General features: G+C 64.9%; 12 protein-coding genes. 3 read left to right on the top strand and 9 right to left on the bottom strand.

Features of this window, described 5'->3' with window-relative positions; translation table 11 throughout:
* Positions 1-37 precede the first annotated feature (37 nt).
* Both Q8R75_RS09430 and murI read left to right on the top strand, forming a co-directional pair.
* A complete protein-coding gene (locus Q8R75_RS09430) occupies positions 38-604 on the top strand; it encodes a cob(I)yrinic acid a,c-diamide adenosyltransferase (RefSeq protein WP_305613147.1) in 567 nt (188 codons plus the stop codon).
* Positions 605-732: 128 nt separating this feature from the next.
* Positions 733-1,536: a glutamate racemase gene (gene murI / locus Q8R75_RS09425; protein ID WP_305613146.1), complete on the top strand. Its 804-nt coding sequence runs from the start codon at positions 733-735 to the stop codon at positions 1,534-1,536.
* A gap of 124 nt (positions 1,537-1,660) precedes the next feature.
* Here murI and Q8R75_RS09420 read toward each other — a convergent pair whose 3' ends face one another.
* Positions 1,661-1,837: a hypothetical protein gene (locus Q8R75_RS09420; RefSeq protein ID WP_305613145.1), complete on the bottom strand. Its 177-nt coding sequence runs from the start codon at positions 1,835-1,837 to the stop codon at positions 1,661-1,663.
* 186 nt (positions 1,838-2,023) lie between these two features.
* Between Q8R75_RS09420 and Q8R75_RS09415 the strand changes: the two genes are divergently transcribed.
* On the top strand, positions 2,024-2,944 hold the full coding sequence (locus Q8R75_RS09415; RefSeq protein WP_305613144.1) for a LysR family transcriptional regulator: 921 nt from the start codon (positions 2,024-2,026) through the stop codon (positions 2,942-2,944).
* 55 nt (positions 2,945-2,999) lie between these two features.
* Here Q8R75_RS09415 and Q8R75_RS09410 read toward each other — a convergent pair whose 3' ends face one another.
* From Q8R75_RS09410 to Q8R75_RS09375, 8 genes are all read right to left on the bottom strand, one after another.
* Positions 3,000-3,866, bottom strand: coding sequence for a decaprenyl-phosphate phosphoribosyltransferase (locus Q8R75_RS09410; protein ID WP_305613143.1), 867 nt, complete (start codon positions 3,864-3,866; stop codon positions 3,000-3,002).
* 32 nt (positions 3,867-3,898) lie between these two features.
* Complete coding sequence (locus tag Q8R75_RS09405; RefSeq protein ID WP_305613142.1) at positions 3,899-5,404, bottom strand: glycosyltransferase family 39 protein; 1,506 nt, start codon at positions 5,402-5,404, stop codon at positions 3,899-3,901.
* A gap of 3 nt (positions 5,405-5,407) precedes the next feature.
* Positions 5,408-6,478 (bottom strand): 3-deoxy-7-phosphoheptulonate synthase AroG, encoded by a 1,071-nt coding sequence (gene aroG, locus Q8R75_RS09400; RefSeq protein WP_305613141.1) that lies wholly within the window; start codon positions 6,476-6,478, stop codon positions 5,408-5,410.
* Positions 6,479-6,590: 112 nt separating this feature from the next.
* A complete protein-coding gene (locus tag Q8R75_RS09395) occupies positions 6,591-7,184 on the bottom strand; it encodes a DUF2062 domain-containing protein (protein ID WP_305613140.1) in 594 nt (197 codons plus the stop codon).
* A gap of 59 nt (positions 7,185-7,243) precedes the next feature.
* Positions 7,244-8,677, bottom strand: a complete 1,434-nt coding sequence (gene tldD / locus Q8R75_RS09390; protein WP_305613158.1) for a metalloprotease TldD — start codon at positions 8,675-8,677, stop codon at positions 7,244-7,246.
* A 97-nt stretch (positions 8,678-8,774) separates the two neighbouring features.
* The gene (locus Q8R75_RS09385; RefSeq protein WP_305613139.1) at positions 8,775-9,545 is read right to left on the bottom strand and encodes a long-chain N-acyl amino acid synthase; all 771 of its coding nucleotides are present in this window, start codon (positions 9,543-9,545) and stop codon (positions 8,775-8,777) included.
* A 21-nt stretch (positions 9,546-9,566) separates the two neighbouring features.
* Complete coding sequence (locus Q8R75_RS09380) at positions 9,567-10,385, bottom strand: carbon-nitrogen hydrolase family protein (RefSeq protein WP_305613138.1); 819 nt, start codon at positions 10,383-10,385, stop codon at positions 9,567-9,569.
* 93 nt (positions 10,386-10,478) lie between these two features.
* Positions 10,479-14,444 (bottom strand): YhdP family protein, encoded by a 3,966-nt coding sequence (locus Q8R75_RS09375; RefSeq protein WP_305613137.1) that lies wholly within the window; start codon positions 14,442-14,444, stop codon positions 10,479-10,481.
* Positions 14,445-14,616: the final 172 nt, after the last annotated feature.

The raw sequence follows: 14,616 nt of genomic DNA, 5'->3' as shown, positions 1-14,616 counted from the left end.
TAATCAATAGCTCTTATCCATCTCATCACGAGCAGCCATGGCCAACCGACTTTCAAAGATCACGACACGCACCGGTGACGGTGGCGAAACCGGCCTGGGCGATGGTACGCGAGTATCGAAATACAGCGCCCGCGTGCACGCGCTGGGTGACGTCGACGAACTCAACAGTGCGCTCGGTGTGCTGCTGTGCGAATCGCTGCCGCCCGATCTTGCCGCGCTGCTGACCGACATCCAGCATGATCTGTTCGATCTCGGTGGCGAACTGGCAGTACCGGGCTACAACCTGGTCAAGCCTGAACAGGTGGCGCGGCTGGAAACCGAACTGGAACGACTGAACGACGAACTCCAGCCGCTGAAGGAATTCATCCTGCCCGGGGGCACGCGCCCGGCCGCACTGTCGCACCTTGCGCGCACGATCTGCCGGCGCGCCGAACGCGCCGTGATCGCCGCCGCTGCCGAAGGTCAGGTGCCGGACGCCAGCCGCCAGTATCTGAACCGCCTGTCCGACCTGTTGTTCGTCATCGGTCGCACTTTCAACCGGCTCGATGGCCGCGGCGACGTGCTGTGGCAACGTGGCCGGGCACACGACGTCAAGACGGTCTGATCCGAACCAGCGCGGCGGATGAACGCTGAAAATGCCGATCAAGGCGGACAGACCCGGAAAAGTCATGTTCTCGCGATGAAGCTGCTTTCTTCCGGATCGCCCGCGTCCATCGGCGACCTGCCGCCAACGTGACCCCGACGAACGATGCCCCGATAGGCGTTTTCGACTCCGGCCTTGGCGGCCTGTCGGTGCTGCGCCACGCAAGGGCGCGCCTGCCTGGCGAAAACTTCCTGTACGTCGCCGATTCGGGCCATGCACCGTATGGTGAGCGCAGCGCCGACTGGATCCGGGAGCGCAGCCTGACGCTGGGTGAATTTCTGATCGACCAGGGCGCGAAAGCGCTGTTGATCGCCTGCAATACGGCAACGGCGGCCGCAGCTCACGCCCTGCGCGAACGCTGGCCGGACGTGCCGGTGATCGGCATGGAACCGGCGGTCAAACCCGCCGCCGCCGCCACGCGGTCCGGTGTGGTCGGCATACTCGCCACCACGGGGACGCTGGCCAGCGCGCGCTTCGCTGCACTGCTCGACACCTTCGGCCGCGACGTCCGCGTGATCACCCGGCCCGGTACCGGCCTGGTCGAGGCGGTCGAACGCGGCGAACTGGACACCCTCGCCACGCAGGCGCTGATCGCGTCGCATGTCGAACCGCTGCTGGCCGACGGTGCCGACGTGATCGTGCTCGGCTGCACGCACTATCCGTTCCTGCGCAAGTGGGTCGAGCAACAGGCTGGGCCGTCGGTACGGGTCATCGACACCGGCGATTCGGTGGCCCGTCAGCTGGCGCATCGACTGAACGATGCCGGACTTCTGCGCAGCGCAAACGCGACAGGAACCGAAAGCTTCTGGTCCTCGGCCGCCTCGGACACCGCTGAGCGGGTGCTGCAGAGACTGTGGCAGCCGGATGCGCGACTTGCGCCGTTGCCGGCATAAAAAAATCCCGCACACATGTCGGATCCGTTGAGGAATCAGACAGGTGGCGGGTAAGACCGAAGGGTTGGCCAAGGGAAGCGGTGACCGGGGCGTTGTCCGCCCCGGGCGAGCCCTGCGGGCGGCATCAGCCGGTAAGCCGCAGCGGGTGTTCGGGTTGCAGCGTTGACGGGTGCAGCAGCGGTGACGTGCCATGCCGACTCCACGCACGGCGGGCGCCATCGTTGCCCGCAGCGCTCGGTACGAAACCGGCCAGAACGAGCCGGCGCCGCACCGCATCGTCCATGCACAAGAATGCGATCATCCGGGCGTGGCCCAGGGCTGTCAGACGTGACGTACGCCAACCGGATTCAGGTGGGCTGGAAAACTGGCTGGGCACGAGGGCGATTGACACGGACGATTCAGGTTGCAGTGATTGACGCGAGATGCTAAAAACTTTGATCCATTAGTACAAATATTATTTTTTTCTTGATTCGATAAGAAAAAGGTTATGAACATAACGCTTCGGCAGTTGCAGGTATTCGCCAAAGTGGCTGAAACCGGCAGCTTTACGCGCGCGTCGGAGCAGCTCTTCCTGACCCAGCCGGCGGTGTCACAGCAGGTGCGACAACTGACCGAAACGGTCGGCGAACCCTTGTTCGACACCATAGGCCGGCGCACCTTCCTGACACCGGCCGGGGAAGAGCTGCTGTCGGCATGGAAGGGCATACAGCTGCAGTGGCAGCAGTTCGAGGAAAACCTCCAGGCCACGCGCAGCCTGCATCGCGGCACGCTCAGGCTGGCTGCGGTCAGTACCGCGAAGTACTTCGTGCCGCGGGTGCTCGGCCCTTACTGCGCACAGCACCCTGGCATCGACGTGAAGCTGGAAGTGGCAAACCGGGACCGTCTGATCGAACGCATGCAGGCCAATCTCGACGATATGTACGTCATGACCAAACCGCCCGAAGACATGGATCTCACGTGCGATTCATTCCTCGACAATCCGTTGGTGGCAATTGCGCCAGCGGCGCACCCGCTGGCCAATGCAGGTTTATTGAAGCTGCAGGATCTGGCGGAAGAGCGCTTCATCATGCGCGAGCAGGGCTCGGGCACGCGCATCGCCATAGAGAACTACCTGTCGCAGCAGGGCGCCACGCTGAATGTGCGGATGGAACTGGGCAGCAACGAAGCCATCAAGCAGGCGGTGGCGGGCGGCATGGGGCTGTCGATACTTTCGCGCCACACGCTGCATCGCGATCCGCTGCTCGAAAATGAAGTGGTCATCCTTCAGGTCGAGGGGTTTCCGCTGATGTCACGCTGGCACGTGGTCCGACTGCAGCAACGTCGCCTGTCGCGGGCGGCCGAAGCCTTCCTCGAATTGCTGCAAGCCTGGATTCCGGCCTATCTGGGCACCAAAGGCATGGGAATCTGACGTCCATCTGACCGGTGCTGCCCGAAACCCGCCACCCGCAGGATGTCATGCTGCATCAGCGCAGCAGGGAAATCGTAACCGCGAGCCAGCCGCCCATCGCGACGATCAGGTGCGGGTCGCGGAACAGGTCATATGACGGATCACCGCCACCACCGCGGCGGTGCAGCATGTACAGGTAGCGGAACAGCCCGTACAGCACGAACGGCAATGTATAGATGAGATCTGCCGTGCCATGAATGCGCACCGTGTCAGCATCGACCGTGTACAGCGAGTACGCCACCACGGCACAGGCGCCGGTGATGGTGATGAACTGGTCGAGCAGCGCCGGGGAATACAGATCAAGTACCTTGCGGTGCGCCCCGCCCGCCTCGTCCATCAGCATCAGCTCGGCGCGCCGCTTCGAAAAGCCGAGGAAGAGCGTCAGCAGCAGGCCGCACATCAGCAGCCAGTTCGACGGCGGAATGTCCAGCCCGGTGGTCCCGGCCAGCAGACGCAGCATGAAGCCGGCGCTGATCAGGAATACGTCGAGCACCACCACTCGCTTCAGGCCATAGCTGTAGCCGAAGTTGATCAGGCCGTAAATGCACAACAGATAGACCAGCGTATCGCCGACCTGCCAGGCCAGCAAAAGCGCACCGATCGAGCAGGCGGACATCAGCAGGATGGCCACCGACGGCGAAAGCGCACCGGATGCCAGCGGGCGCATCCGCTTGGCCGGATGCAGCCTGTCCTGCTCGATATCGCGCAGATCGTTCAGCGCATAGACTGCGCTCGACATCAGGCAGAAGGCGAGGAAGGCAAGAATGGCCGCCTGCACCGTGGCGCTGTTGTGCCAGGCGTGGCCGAACAGCAGGCCGAAGAACACGAAACCGTTCTTCACCCACTGGTGCGGTCGCAGCAACTTGAACGCAGCGGCAATCATGATCGGCGGCCGGATGGCAATCCTGCAGGCATTCAGCGGAAATAACGTTCTTCGAAAAAGCAGCCCTGCTGCGGCAACCAGCCCGGGATCGCGTACCAGTAGCGGCGCGCCGGTTCGAGCACGCCGGCATGATAGGCCGCGAAATCGAAGCTGTGGCCGCGGATACGCCAGAACTTGGCGCCGCGCACCGTGAGCTCATCGACTTGCACATCACGGAAATACGGCGTGTAGTCGGTCAGCACCGGCGCTTCCTTGCTGAGCACCAGCACGTCGCGGCCGTCGAGGCGGCGGAAGTCGGTCAGCATGTCATCGTGGCGCGCATGGCTCGACGCCGGGCCGAACACCGGCCAGTATCGGCGGTGGTTGTAGCCGACGGTGACCGAAGGCGAGTAACCGTCGGTCATCAGTTCATAGCGATTCACGTCGTCGCCGAGTGCCGCGATCACCTCATCGGGCTTCACCGTCTGCACCACGCCGGCGTATTTGCGTTCGCCCAGCAGCGAGGCCCAGCGCTCGACCGGCTGGGTGGCCACGGCCAGCACTGCGGCGACATGCACTGCGGCAATCACCGCTGCAAACCGGATCGCCCGCTGCAGCGTCAGGTCGGACACGCTGCGCCCGTACAGCAGGAACACCAGCGGCACGAAAGAAAACACCCAGTGCAGGCCGATGGTCTTCACCAGCGAAAGCAGCCCGAAGATGGACAGCGGCACGATGACCAGCCAGGGCAGCGCCACCTGACGCAGCCAGGTCCCGGGCGTGCGCAGCAGGCCCCACACGACCATCGGCGTGAGCAGCCACACCATCATCGCCCCGTACAGCAGCGGCGTTTCCCACGACAGATGGGCGTTGCCATGACGGTTGAACACATTGAACATCACGTTCGCCCAACAGTGCTGGCTGTTCCACCAGGCGTTGTACAGCCCGGCCGGCAATGCACACAGCACGAGCAGCGCCAGCGCCTTCCATTTCCAGACTGCCGGCCTCCACAGCGCCCAGGCGATGTAGGCGAAGCCGAGCAGCACGGCGAAGTACTTCGACAGGAAGGCGCCGCCCAGCAGCAGGCCGCTCAACGCGAACAGCCAGCCGGTGCGGCCACGCACGGCACTCAGAAAGACCAGTGCCGACGCGACGCTGAAATACACCAGCGGAATGTCGGTCGTGATGAGCACGTCGAGCACACTGGCCGGCGCAAGCAGCACCAGCGTGGCGACGCCCCAGCGCGTCGCATGCGGGTCGTCGCGCAGAAAGGCAAGCAACATGAAGGACAGCAGTGCCGGCTGCAGGATGGCCGGCAGGCGCAGCCACCACTCGGCTTCCGACACGGCAATCAGGCCGGCCAGCCACCAGCCGACCATGGGCGGGTGATCGTAGAAGCCGCCGGCGGGAATCTTGCCCCACCAGTAGAAGTACGCCTCGTCGCCGGTGAACGGCAGCGCTGCGCCCAGCCAGCCACGGAACACCAGCGTGAGCAGCAGCGCTGCAAAGTAGAAACGGCGCCAGTTGTGGGCTGGCGCCGTTGCGGAAAACAGGGTCACCGATCAGTCGCGGTCGGCGATGGCACGACGGCGCGCACGCACCGCTTCTGCCAGCGTGTCCAGTAGCTCTATGCTTTTCTCCCAGCCGAGGCAGGCGTCGGTGATGCTCATGCCGTATTCCGGTTCCTTGCCGGCGATCAGATCCTGACGGCCTTCCTTCAGGTGCGATTCGACCATGACGCCGAAAATGCGCTCTTCGCCGCAGGCGAGCTGGGCCGCGACATCGCGCGCAACGTCCATCTGCAGCGCGCACTGCTTGCGGCTGTTGGCGTGCGAGAAGTCGATCATCACCTTGGCCGGCACACCGGCGGCGGCCAATTCGCGGCACACCTTGTCGACTGCCTCGGCGTCGTAGTTCGGCTCCTTGCCGCCGCGCAGGATGACGTGACAGTCTTCGTTGCCCCCGGTCGTGACAATGGCCGAGTGGCCAGCCTTGGTGACCGACAGGAACACGTGGGGCGCCTGTGCCGACTTGATCGCGTCGGATGCAATGCGCACATTGCCGTCGGTGCCGTTCTTGAAACCGACCGGGCAGGACAAGCCGGACGCCAGTTCGCGGTGCACCTGACTTTCTGTGGTGCGCGCGCCGATTGCGCCCCAGGCGACCAGATCACCCGTGTATTGCGGCGTGATGGTGTCGAGGAATTCGGTGCCGGCCGGCAGCCCAAGCTCATTCACTTCGAGCAGGATGCGACGCGCCAGACGCAAACCATCGTTGATCTGGAAGCTGTTGTCGAGATACGGATCGTTGATCAGACCCTTCCAACCCACGGTGGTGCGAGGCTTTTCGAAATAGACGCGCATGACGATTTCGAGGTCGGCCGACAGACGCTCGCGCTGAGCAATCAGCAGCTTCGCGTATTCCATGCCCGCCTTGTAGTCATGGATCGAACAGGGTCCGATGACGACGAGCAGCCGATCATCGGCACCGCGCAGGATGCGGTGGATGGCCTGACGCGCGCCGAAGGTGCTCTGCGCCGCGACATCGCTGGCCGGCAGGTCGTCGAGCAGCTTCATCGGCGGGATGAGTTCGCGGATGTCCTTGATGCGGACGTCGTCGGTGATCATGTGCATGTGAGCGTTCATGGCCTTCGGTTTTGGCACCCGCGCAGGCACGGAAGCCGGTAAAAAGAGCCGGATTCTACCCCGGCGCGCGTTTTCGTTCGATGACGGCGCGGCGCAGGAATCAGAGCGGTCTGTCGTGCTTCGTTTCGTGCTTCGTTTCGTGCTTCGACTCGTGCTTCGATTCATGCCTCGAATCGTGCTTCGAATCGCGCCACAGCAGATGGACCGCCATATAGCCGACGATCGCTCCGGTACACGCCATGATGAACAGCCCGGTCACCAGCGGCATGCCAGCTGCACCGAGCCAGATCCAGAACCCTTCCAGCCAGCCTGTGGCCAGCTCGCCGATCTTTTCGGCCGACTGTTCGATGTTCTGAACCTCGCGGTCGGAACCCGGCCGGTCGAGCACGAAACTGCCCAGTTCAAAGGCTGCCCAGTAGATCGGCGGGAAAGTGAAAGGATTGGTGATGAGCGTACAGCCTGCGCTGATCGCCACATTCGCCCGCATCGCGAATGCCGTCGCGATCGCGAACAAAAACTGCGCGAACGGAATCAGCAACCCGAAGAACAAGCCGATCGATACCGCCTTGGCGACACTTTTCCGGTCGGCGTGCCACAGCCGGTCGTCGGACAGGTAGTGCGCGAACGGTGCCAGCCAGCGTATCGCGAGCAGTTGTTCGCGGGTGGGCATCCAGCGGGCGAGAAAGGGGGGCATGGGGTAAGCGCCGCACCCCGGGGGACGCGGCGGCAGTCAGTCAGTGATCGGTATGTCGCTCAGGCCGTGCCGCCCACGGTCAATCCGTCGATGCGCAACGTTGGCTGGCCGACGCCGACCGGAACGCTCTGACCTTCCTTGCCGCAGGTACCGACGCCGCTGTCCAGTGCCATGTCGTTGCCGATCATCGACACGCGGGTCAGCGCGTCCGGGCCGTTGCCGATCAGCGTTGCCCCCTTGATCGGGTAGGTCACCTTTCCGTTCTCGATCATATAAACCTCCGCACCCGAAAACACGAACTTGCCGCTTGTGATATCGACCTGGCCGCCGCCGAAATTGACGGCATAGAGGCCTTTTTTTACCGAGCGGATGATTTCTTCCGGCTCGCGGTCACCATTGAGCATGTAAGTGTTGGTCATGCGCGGCATCGGCAGATGCGCAAAGCTTTCTCGCCGGCCGTTGCCGGTGGGCGCCACGCCCATCAGGCGCGCGTTCAGGCTGTCCTGCATGTAGCCGACCAGAATGCCGTCCTCGATCAGCGTTGTGCAGCGGGTCGGATTGCCTTCGTCGTCGATCGTCAAGGAACCGCGGCGATCCGGCAACGTACCGTCGTCGACCACGGTCACACCGCGCGACGCCACCTGCTGGCCGATGCGCCCGGCGAACGCCGAACTGCCCTTGCGGTTGAAATCGCCCTCCAGACCATGGCCGATCGCCTCGTGCAGCAGGATGCCCGGCCAGCCCGGGCCGAGCACCACGCTCATCGTGCCGGCCGGCGCCGGACGCGCGTCGAGATTCACCCGTGCCTGGTGTACCGCCCGTGCCGCGTAGTCGCGCAACACTGCATCGGTGAAGTAGCCGTAGTCGAAGCGGCCGCCGCCGCCGCTCGAGCCCTGCTCGCGACGCGTACCATCCTGCATGATGACGGTGACCGACACGCGAACCAGCGGCCGCACATCGGCAGCCATGTGGCCGTCGTTGCGCATCACCAGCACCGTTTCGTGCGTGCCGGCGATGTGGGCCATCACCTGTGTGACGCGGCTGTCTTCCGCGCGGGCATAGCTTTCGAGCCGCTCAAGCAGTTGCACCTTCGCGGTGTCGCTGAGGGAGGCATGCGGGTTGGCGGCCGAATACAGCGCCCGCGGCAGCTTTGCCTTGCTGGTCAGCGTGCGCGCGGTCAGGCTCTGGCCCTGCGATGCGATCGCACGCGTCGCGCGGGCCGCAGCTTCCAGCGCCGGGGCGCTGATTTCGTCCGAATACGCGAATGCGGTCTTTTCGCCCTGGATCGCGCGCACACCCACACCCTGTTCGATATTGAAGCTCCCGGACTTGACGATGCCCTCTTCCAGACTCCAGGCCTCGCTGCACTGGTGCTGGAAATACAGGTCGGCGTAGTCAATGCGGTGTGAGGCGAGCAGGCCGAACACCCGGTCGAGGTCATGGCGCGCAAGATCGAATGGCGCTAGCAGCGTCGATCGCGCGATGTCCATCATGTCGGGGCCAGGTAGTGCTGCCTGGATGCCGGTCGTGCGGGTGGAACCTGTCATGGGTCAGTGCATCCTCTGTCAATTTGGGCGGGTTTCGTCGCACCTAGCGTCCGAGCCGGTCCGCGATGGCATCTTCTTCCTGTCGCGGGAAAAAATACTTGTACATCGACTTCTCTTCCTTCAGATCGCGCCAGCGCCCGCCCAGTTCATCGACCCGGCTGCGATACATTTCGCGCGTCAGTCTGAGCAGAACGGCGGGTGCGCCGACACGGCTGCACATGCGTTCCTCGGCGGCCGGCACAAAGGACAGATACTTTTCGTAGAACACGCGGTGGCGAGGATTTACCTCGATCAGTACGTCGTCGCAGCGCTGCAGCCGGAACGCGTAGATGCACATCAGGTGGAACAATGTGCCCATCAGTCGCTTCGACTTGACCGACTGTTCCACGGCAAACTTGCCGAATTCGCACACGCGACGGCCGTCGCCGCGCAGTGCAGCCATCACGTCAGGGTAGGTTTCATCAGCCGACAGACCCGTATCGGAATCGAGATTGACCGTAATCGTTCCATATATATGGCCATCGAACTCCGCCACAAGGGTGATCCGGTTGGGCACCTCGTCGATTTGCTTCTTCGTGTGGTACCCGCGCCACGAATACATCTTCTCGATCAGCAGGCTGGTGCCTTCGCGCTTCTCGTTGTCGCTGCTCAGCAGGCGCACCCGGAACTTGTCTTTCTGCTGCGCCATTTCGCGCGTACCGGCGATGTCTTCCTGCTCGATGCACATGGAGCGCAGCCGGTCGACGTCCATGACCGTGACTTCAGCCAGCGTGTGCGGAAACTGGGAATGGGGGCGGGTGGGTTGATCAGCCATGTCGACCTCAGCAACGAATGTTCAGCATGAAAGGCGTCGGTGTCCCAGAGCCGGAAGATTTTGCCTTATTTCAACGAGATAGTCCTCGTTCAGATCGCCTGCGACCACGCCCGGGCCGCGCGCCAGACGATTGAGCACCTGGCCCCACGGGTCGATCAGCATTGAATCGCCGAAGGTGCGCCGCCCCGACGGGTGCACGCCGCCCTGCGCCGATGCCAGCACGTAGCACTGATTTTCGACCGCGCGCGCGCGCAGCAGCAGTTCCCAGTGCGCGCGACCGGTCGTTTCCGTGAAGGCCGCCCCCAGCACCAGCAGCTTCATGTCGCCCAGCGCGCGGAAAAACTCTGGAAAACGCAGGTCGTAGCAGATCGACAGCCCGACCCGCCCGAACGGCGCCTCGAAGGCGACCGGCGTGCTGCCTGCCTCTATCGTGCGCGCTTCGTCGTAATTCTCGGCGCCGCGCGTGAAGGCAAACAGGTGGATCTTGTCGTAGCGCGCCACCTGGCGGCCATCCGGTCCGTAGGCAAGACAGGTGTTGCGCACCTTGTCGGGCCGGTCGGCGACCAGCGGCACCGAACCGCCGACCAGCCAGACGCCGTGCCGCTGCGCGGCTTCTGCCATGAAGCGCTGGATCGGGCCCTCACCCTCTGTTTCGCGAATCGCCACCTTGTCGGCTTCGTCACCCGAAATGAGCGCGAAATACTCGGGCAGCGCCACCAGCTTCGCACCCTGACGGGCGGCTTCGGCAATCCAGTGCCCGGCCTCGTCGAGGTTGTCGGCAACATTCGGGCCGGACACCATCTGCACGGCAGCAACGCGGGTCATTGCAGAAGTATTCATGACGGACCTTTCAGTTTGATGATGCGCCGCCAAAGCATGCTGCGGCAAGCGACGCACCTGACCACCCGACCAGCTGACCGCGAACCCAGGGCATCAATTTTCCGCCTGCTTGCCGGACGGTGGTGGCACCGCAAGTTTAGCCACGACCGGATCGTCCCAGGACCCGGTAACGCCGTACTGGAAGGCGAAAATCTGGCCGAGCGGATCGCGCAGTACCTTCTGCGCAAGGTAGGTGGCCAACCCGACCGCAGGATTGGCGATCAACACGCCGACCGACACGCTGTCGCTGAGCGCCGGCTGCACGCGCACGATCAGATTCTGCGTTTCGGCCGCGATGTCCGCACTGCCGCTAATCCGCACGCGTGCGGCCGGGCCGGCCAGTTCGAAGTCGTCGGTTTTCATGATGCCGCGCTCGACCGCGACATTGCCTTCAATCAGGTCGAACGCGAACCCTTCGCTGAACACGTCCCGGAAATCCAGTGTGATGCGGCGCGGCAGCGCCTGCAGGCTGAGGATGCCGAGCAGACGCCCGGCACCGGGGTTGATCTTGCTGAACTGCCCCTTGCTGACCGACAGCTTGAACGCACCGGACAGTGACGGATAGTCGATCGACAACGGGTTGCCGTTCCAGCGCAGGCTGCCTTTCATGTCGGCAGTACCCCGGCGCAATGCGTCGGCGTGACCGAGCCGATCGAGCAGCTTGCCCGCCTCGTCCGCCCTGATCGAAAAATCGAGCCGCGTCTCGCGCACGCCACCCGGCGCACCGAGCGGCTTGCCCCAGGCACCGCTGGCATCGAAACGGCCTTCCGGCAATTCCAGGGCCAGCCGGTCGATCAGCCAGGCGCGCCGCTCGTTGCTGGCCTGCAGTGCCAGTTTGCCAAGCGTCTTGCCGTCGAGCACGAAGCGCGCTGCTTCGATGTCCAGCGCAGGCAGATCCTCCAGCACGTCGCCCGCTTCCGCCTCGGCGTCGGGCGACGCCTGCACGCCCGGCTCGCTCGCTGTATTGATCAACAGCTGGTCGAAACGCGCCTGCAGGCGGCCCTTGCCCTGCCCGGACCAGTTGATGCGGCCACGCGCCTGCGTGCTCGCAAGATCGATGTCCCAGGCCTCGCCCTGACGTTGTGCATCGGCCTTGACCGCATCGAGCCAGTGGTCCATCAGGCGCACATGCTTCGCATCAAGCAGCACGCGGGCAAGCGGCAGGTCGTCGTCCCTGCTGCCCGCCGCACCCGCCGCACCCGCCGCCCCCTCGGGAGTGGGTCGCGGTGTAAAAGCACGGCGCAAGGCGTCGAGGTCGAGCGTATCGGCACGCACGGACAGCGCAAGTCCGCGCTCGGGCATCGCCGGCTGTTGCGGCAGCCCGATCGCGCCTCGCTCGATGACCCAGCCGGTCGGCGCCGTGCGGCGCACGATGTCGGCGCTGGCCAGATCGCCGAGCGTGACGCGCAACAGTTCGCGGTCGGGACCGATGGCCGGCAGGCCGCGCCGGGCCGATTCACGCGCGTCGAGCGTGCCGGTGCGTTCGATCCGGAGCGTCATGGGCTCGCCGGCCGCCTTGCCGAGCGGGGCCGGGAGCGTCGAGGCAAGCTGGGCCAGATCGGCTTCCAGCGTCATGTCCATGCCGTTGCGGCGCACGCCCAGGCGGGCCTGCCAGGCTGCCGTGCCGGCGAGTGCCGCGAGCCACGGCTGCCCCAGTTGGGCACGCAGCGCCTCCATCGATGCGCGTCCGCTGGCCGTCACATTCACCACGCCGCCGCCCGCTGAAGCCACATCGAGCGTCATCGGGAAGCCCAGTGCCGTCGCCTGCGCCCCGCGAACGGTCAGCGAACTGTCCGTGAACGAAATCTTGCCTGCCGCATCGGTCAGCGGCGGCAGCGCGTCGTCGATGATCAGACGATTGCCGGCGAAGGTGAAATCGCCTTCGATTTTCGCGTCCTGCGAGTGGCGCAGAGGTATGGCCAGCGACACATTGAGACGGCCATTACCGTCGGCGCGCATGCCGCGGGTGAATCCGTCCATGCGACCCGCCACCGGGCTGATGTCGATATAGCGCAGGAACTCGGACGTGACCCCGCTGGCCGATCCGCGCACCAGCAACAGTTCCTCGGCCGCTTCGAGGTCCGGTATTTCGGCAGTCGTGGTGCCCAGCTTCGTGTTCAGGATGCGGCCGTCGCGCGAAGTGATGAGCATGCGCTTGCCTTCAAACAGCACATCGGCGTCGAGTCCGGTGATGGCTGGCCAGGTGCCACCGAAGGCGACCGTCACATCTTCGGCCTTCACCTTGACCAGAAAGACCCCGGCTTGCCCGCGATCGAACGGAAAGTCGTCGAGCTTGCCGCGCAGCTTCAGCGTTGCATCGGTGGAGCCGCCCGCCACCAGCGCATCACGCAGCCAGTCGCGCGTATCGGCGCCAATGGTCAGCGGCAGGTAGCGCCAGATGGCGCGCGCGTCGCTGCGCTGCAGGCGGCCATCCAGATCGAGTTCCCCGGCGCTTTCCGGCAGCGTGCGGTAGCGGCCGCTGAATTCGCCTTCGACGTCGGCATTGCCGAACGCCACGGATTCCAGCGCGACGGTGGTTTCGCCGTCGCTGCGCGACCAGCCGGCACGCAGTTTGAAGCGGGCGAACGTGATCTGCGGCTCGGCGAACACCGTCGGCAGATCGAAGCTCAGTCCCGGCGCATCGACCACCACGCTGCCGCGCTCATCGCTACCTTCGAGCTTGCCGCTCAGACCGGCCACACCGGGCACGTCGCCGCGCGCATTGAAGCCGATGCGGTCGAGCCCGGCGCTGACGCGGAAACCGAGCGGCGCCGACAGCTCGCCTGTCCAGCCGGCGTCGAGGTCGGTCAGCCGGCCGTGCGGCGCGTGATCGCGCAGCCGCTCGCGCAACGGATCGGGCAGCGGCATGAAGTCGGACAGCCGGGTCAGTGCGGCAAGGTCGAGCACGCTGGCCGACACTTCACCCTGCCCGGCTCGTCCGTCGGCGGCGGCCTGCCATTTCAGGTCGATGCTGGTCGGCCGCACGCGCACGCCGTCGCGGGTCAGCAACTGCAACTGGCGCGCATTGGCGGTCACCCGCGAGCGGCTCAGATGCTCGGCACTGACGCGCCCGGACAGGGTGACCAGATCAAGCTGCGGCAGATCGGGCAGCAGGCGCAGTTTCACGTCCGACAGCGCCAGTTCGCCGGTGACCGCATTGAGCGTGGCGCCGTCGAAATTCGCCCAGGCGCGCACCGCACCGCGCCCCTGGGGCAGATCGACCGGGTAATCGACCCAGCTCTGCCAGACGGCAAGGTCGGCGTTGTCCAGCGATACGTAAAGTTCGCCCGACGCGCGGGCCGGCTGGTCGATGTCGGGCAGTACCACGTCGCCACGCAGTTCCAGCTGCCGGGCCAGTTCCGCCGGCGGCGTGGCGAGCAGGCCGAAGCGGTGCCGGTCGCCCGAGTTGTCCAGTCGCAGATTGACCTGGGTCAGCGTCAGCGGCGGCGCACCGGCGCGAGTTTCGTCATGCCACTCGAGCTGCGCATCGCGGATGTTGATCTGCCCCTGCGCGAGCAGCCATGGCAGAAAGCCGCCGCGCGTGCCGTCCTGCCGCAGCGCGAGCCCTGCGATGTGGAGTACGCCGGCCGTATCGCGGCGGATCTGCAGCGCGGGGCTGTTGATATCGAGCCGGTGCAGATGCATGCGCCCGCGCACCAGCGACGAAAACCCGAGTGCGGCATCGACCTGTTCCAGCCGCAGCGCCGGCTGACCGGCTTCGTCGAGCAGGGTGACACCACGCAGCGCCAGATGCGGGTGCAGACCGCTCCAGTCGGCGCGGATGCTGTCGATGCGCACTTCGCGCGCGAGCGCCTCGCCCACCGCGCCTTCGATCTGAGTTCGGTAGGCATCCACCTGCGGCAGCAGCAGGTGACGCGCGCCCAGCACGACCAGCGCCACGACAATCCAGGCGACCAGCAGCACGTCGAAGGCGCGGCCGGGCAGTCGCCGCCATAACGGCCGCGCGGACCGGGCGTCTGCGGGCGCGTGTGCAATGGCAGCGGAGGAAGAATCAGACAAGATCAGAATTTGCAGTCAAAAGTGGGATGACTGCGTTTGTGGGACGATATTGGAGTTTACCCGCAACGTCGCACAGGGCGCGTTCTGTAGGGAGTCCTTACAACAGGCGCGTATGGCTCCGGGCGGGCAGGGCGACAGCGCCTTGCGACAGCCCGGCATTTTCACGACCGAT

The organism is Methyloversatilis sp., from assembly GCF_030696805.1.
In the GTDB taxonomy this organism is placed as follows: domain Bacteria; phylum Pseudomonadota; class Gammaproteobacteria; order Burkholderiales; family Rhodocyclaceae; genus Methyloversatilis.
Note: the sequence above shows the minus strand (reverse complement) of the source record. Positions and strands in the feature narration are given on the sequence as shown.

Coding starts and splice junctions, on each gene's coding strand:
- Q8R75_RS09380 (WP_305613138.1), bottom strand. CDS start 10,385: ATGAATACTTCTGCAATGACCCGCGTTGCTGCCGTGCAGATGGTGTCC.
- aroG (WP_305613141.1), bottom strand. CDS start 6,478: ATGCACATGATCACCGACGACGTCCGCATCAAGGACATCCGCGAACTC.
- Q8R75_RS09430 (WP_305613147.1), top strand. CDS start 38: ATGGCCAACCGACTTTCAAAGATCACGACACGCACCGGTGACGGTGGC.
- tldD (WP_305613158.1), bottom strand. CDS start 8,677: ATGATGGACATCGCGCGATCGACGCTGCTAGCGCCATTCGATCTTGCG.
- Q8R75_RS09420 (WP_305613145.1), bottom strand. CDS start 1,837: ATGATCGCATTCTTGTGCATGGACGATGCGGTGCGGCGCCGGCTCGTT.
- Q8R75_RS09395 (WP_305613140.1), bottom strand. CDS start 7,184: ATGCCCCCCTTTCTCGCCCGCTGGATGCCCACCCGCGAACAACTGCTC.
- Q8R75_RS09410 (WP_305613143.1), bottom strand. CDS start 3,866: ATGATTGCCGCTGCGTTCAAGTTGCTGCGACCGCACCAGTGGGTGAAG.
- Q8R75_RS09385 (WP_305613139.1), bottom strand. CDS start 9,545: ATGGCTGATCAACCCACCCGCCCCCATTCCCAGTTTCCGCACACGCTG.
- Q8R75_RS09415 (WP_305613144.1), top strand. CDS start 2,024: ATGAACATAACGCTTCGGCAGTTGCAGGTATTCGCCAAAGTGGCTGAA.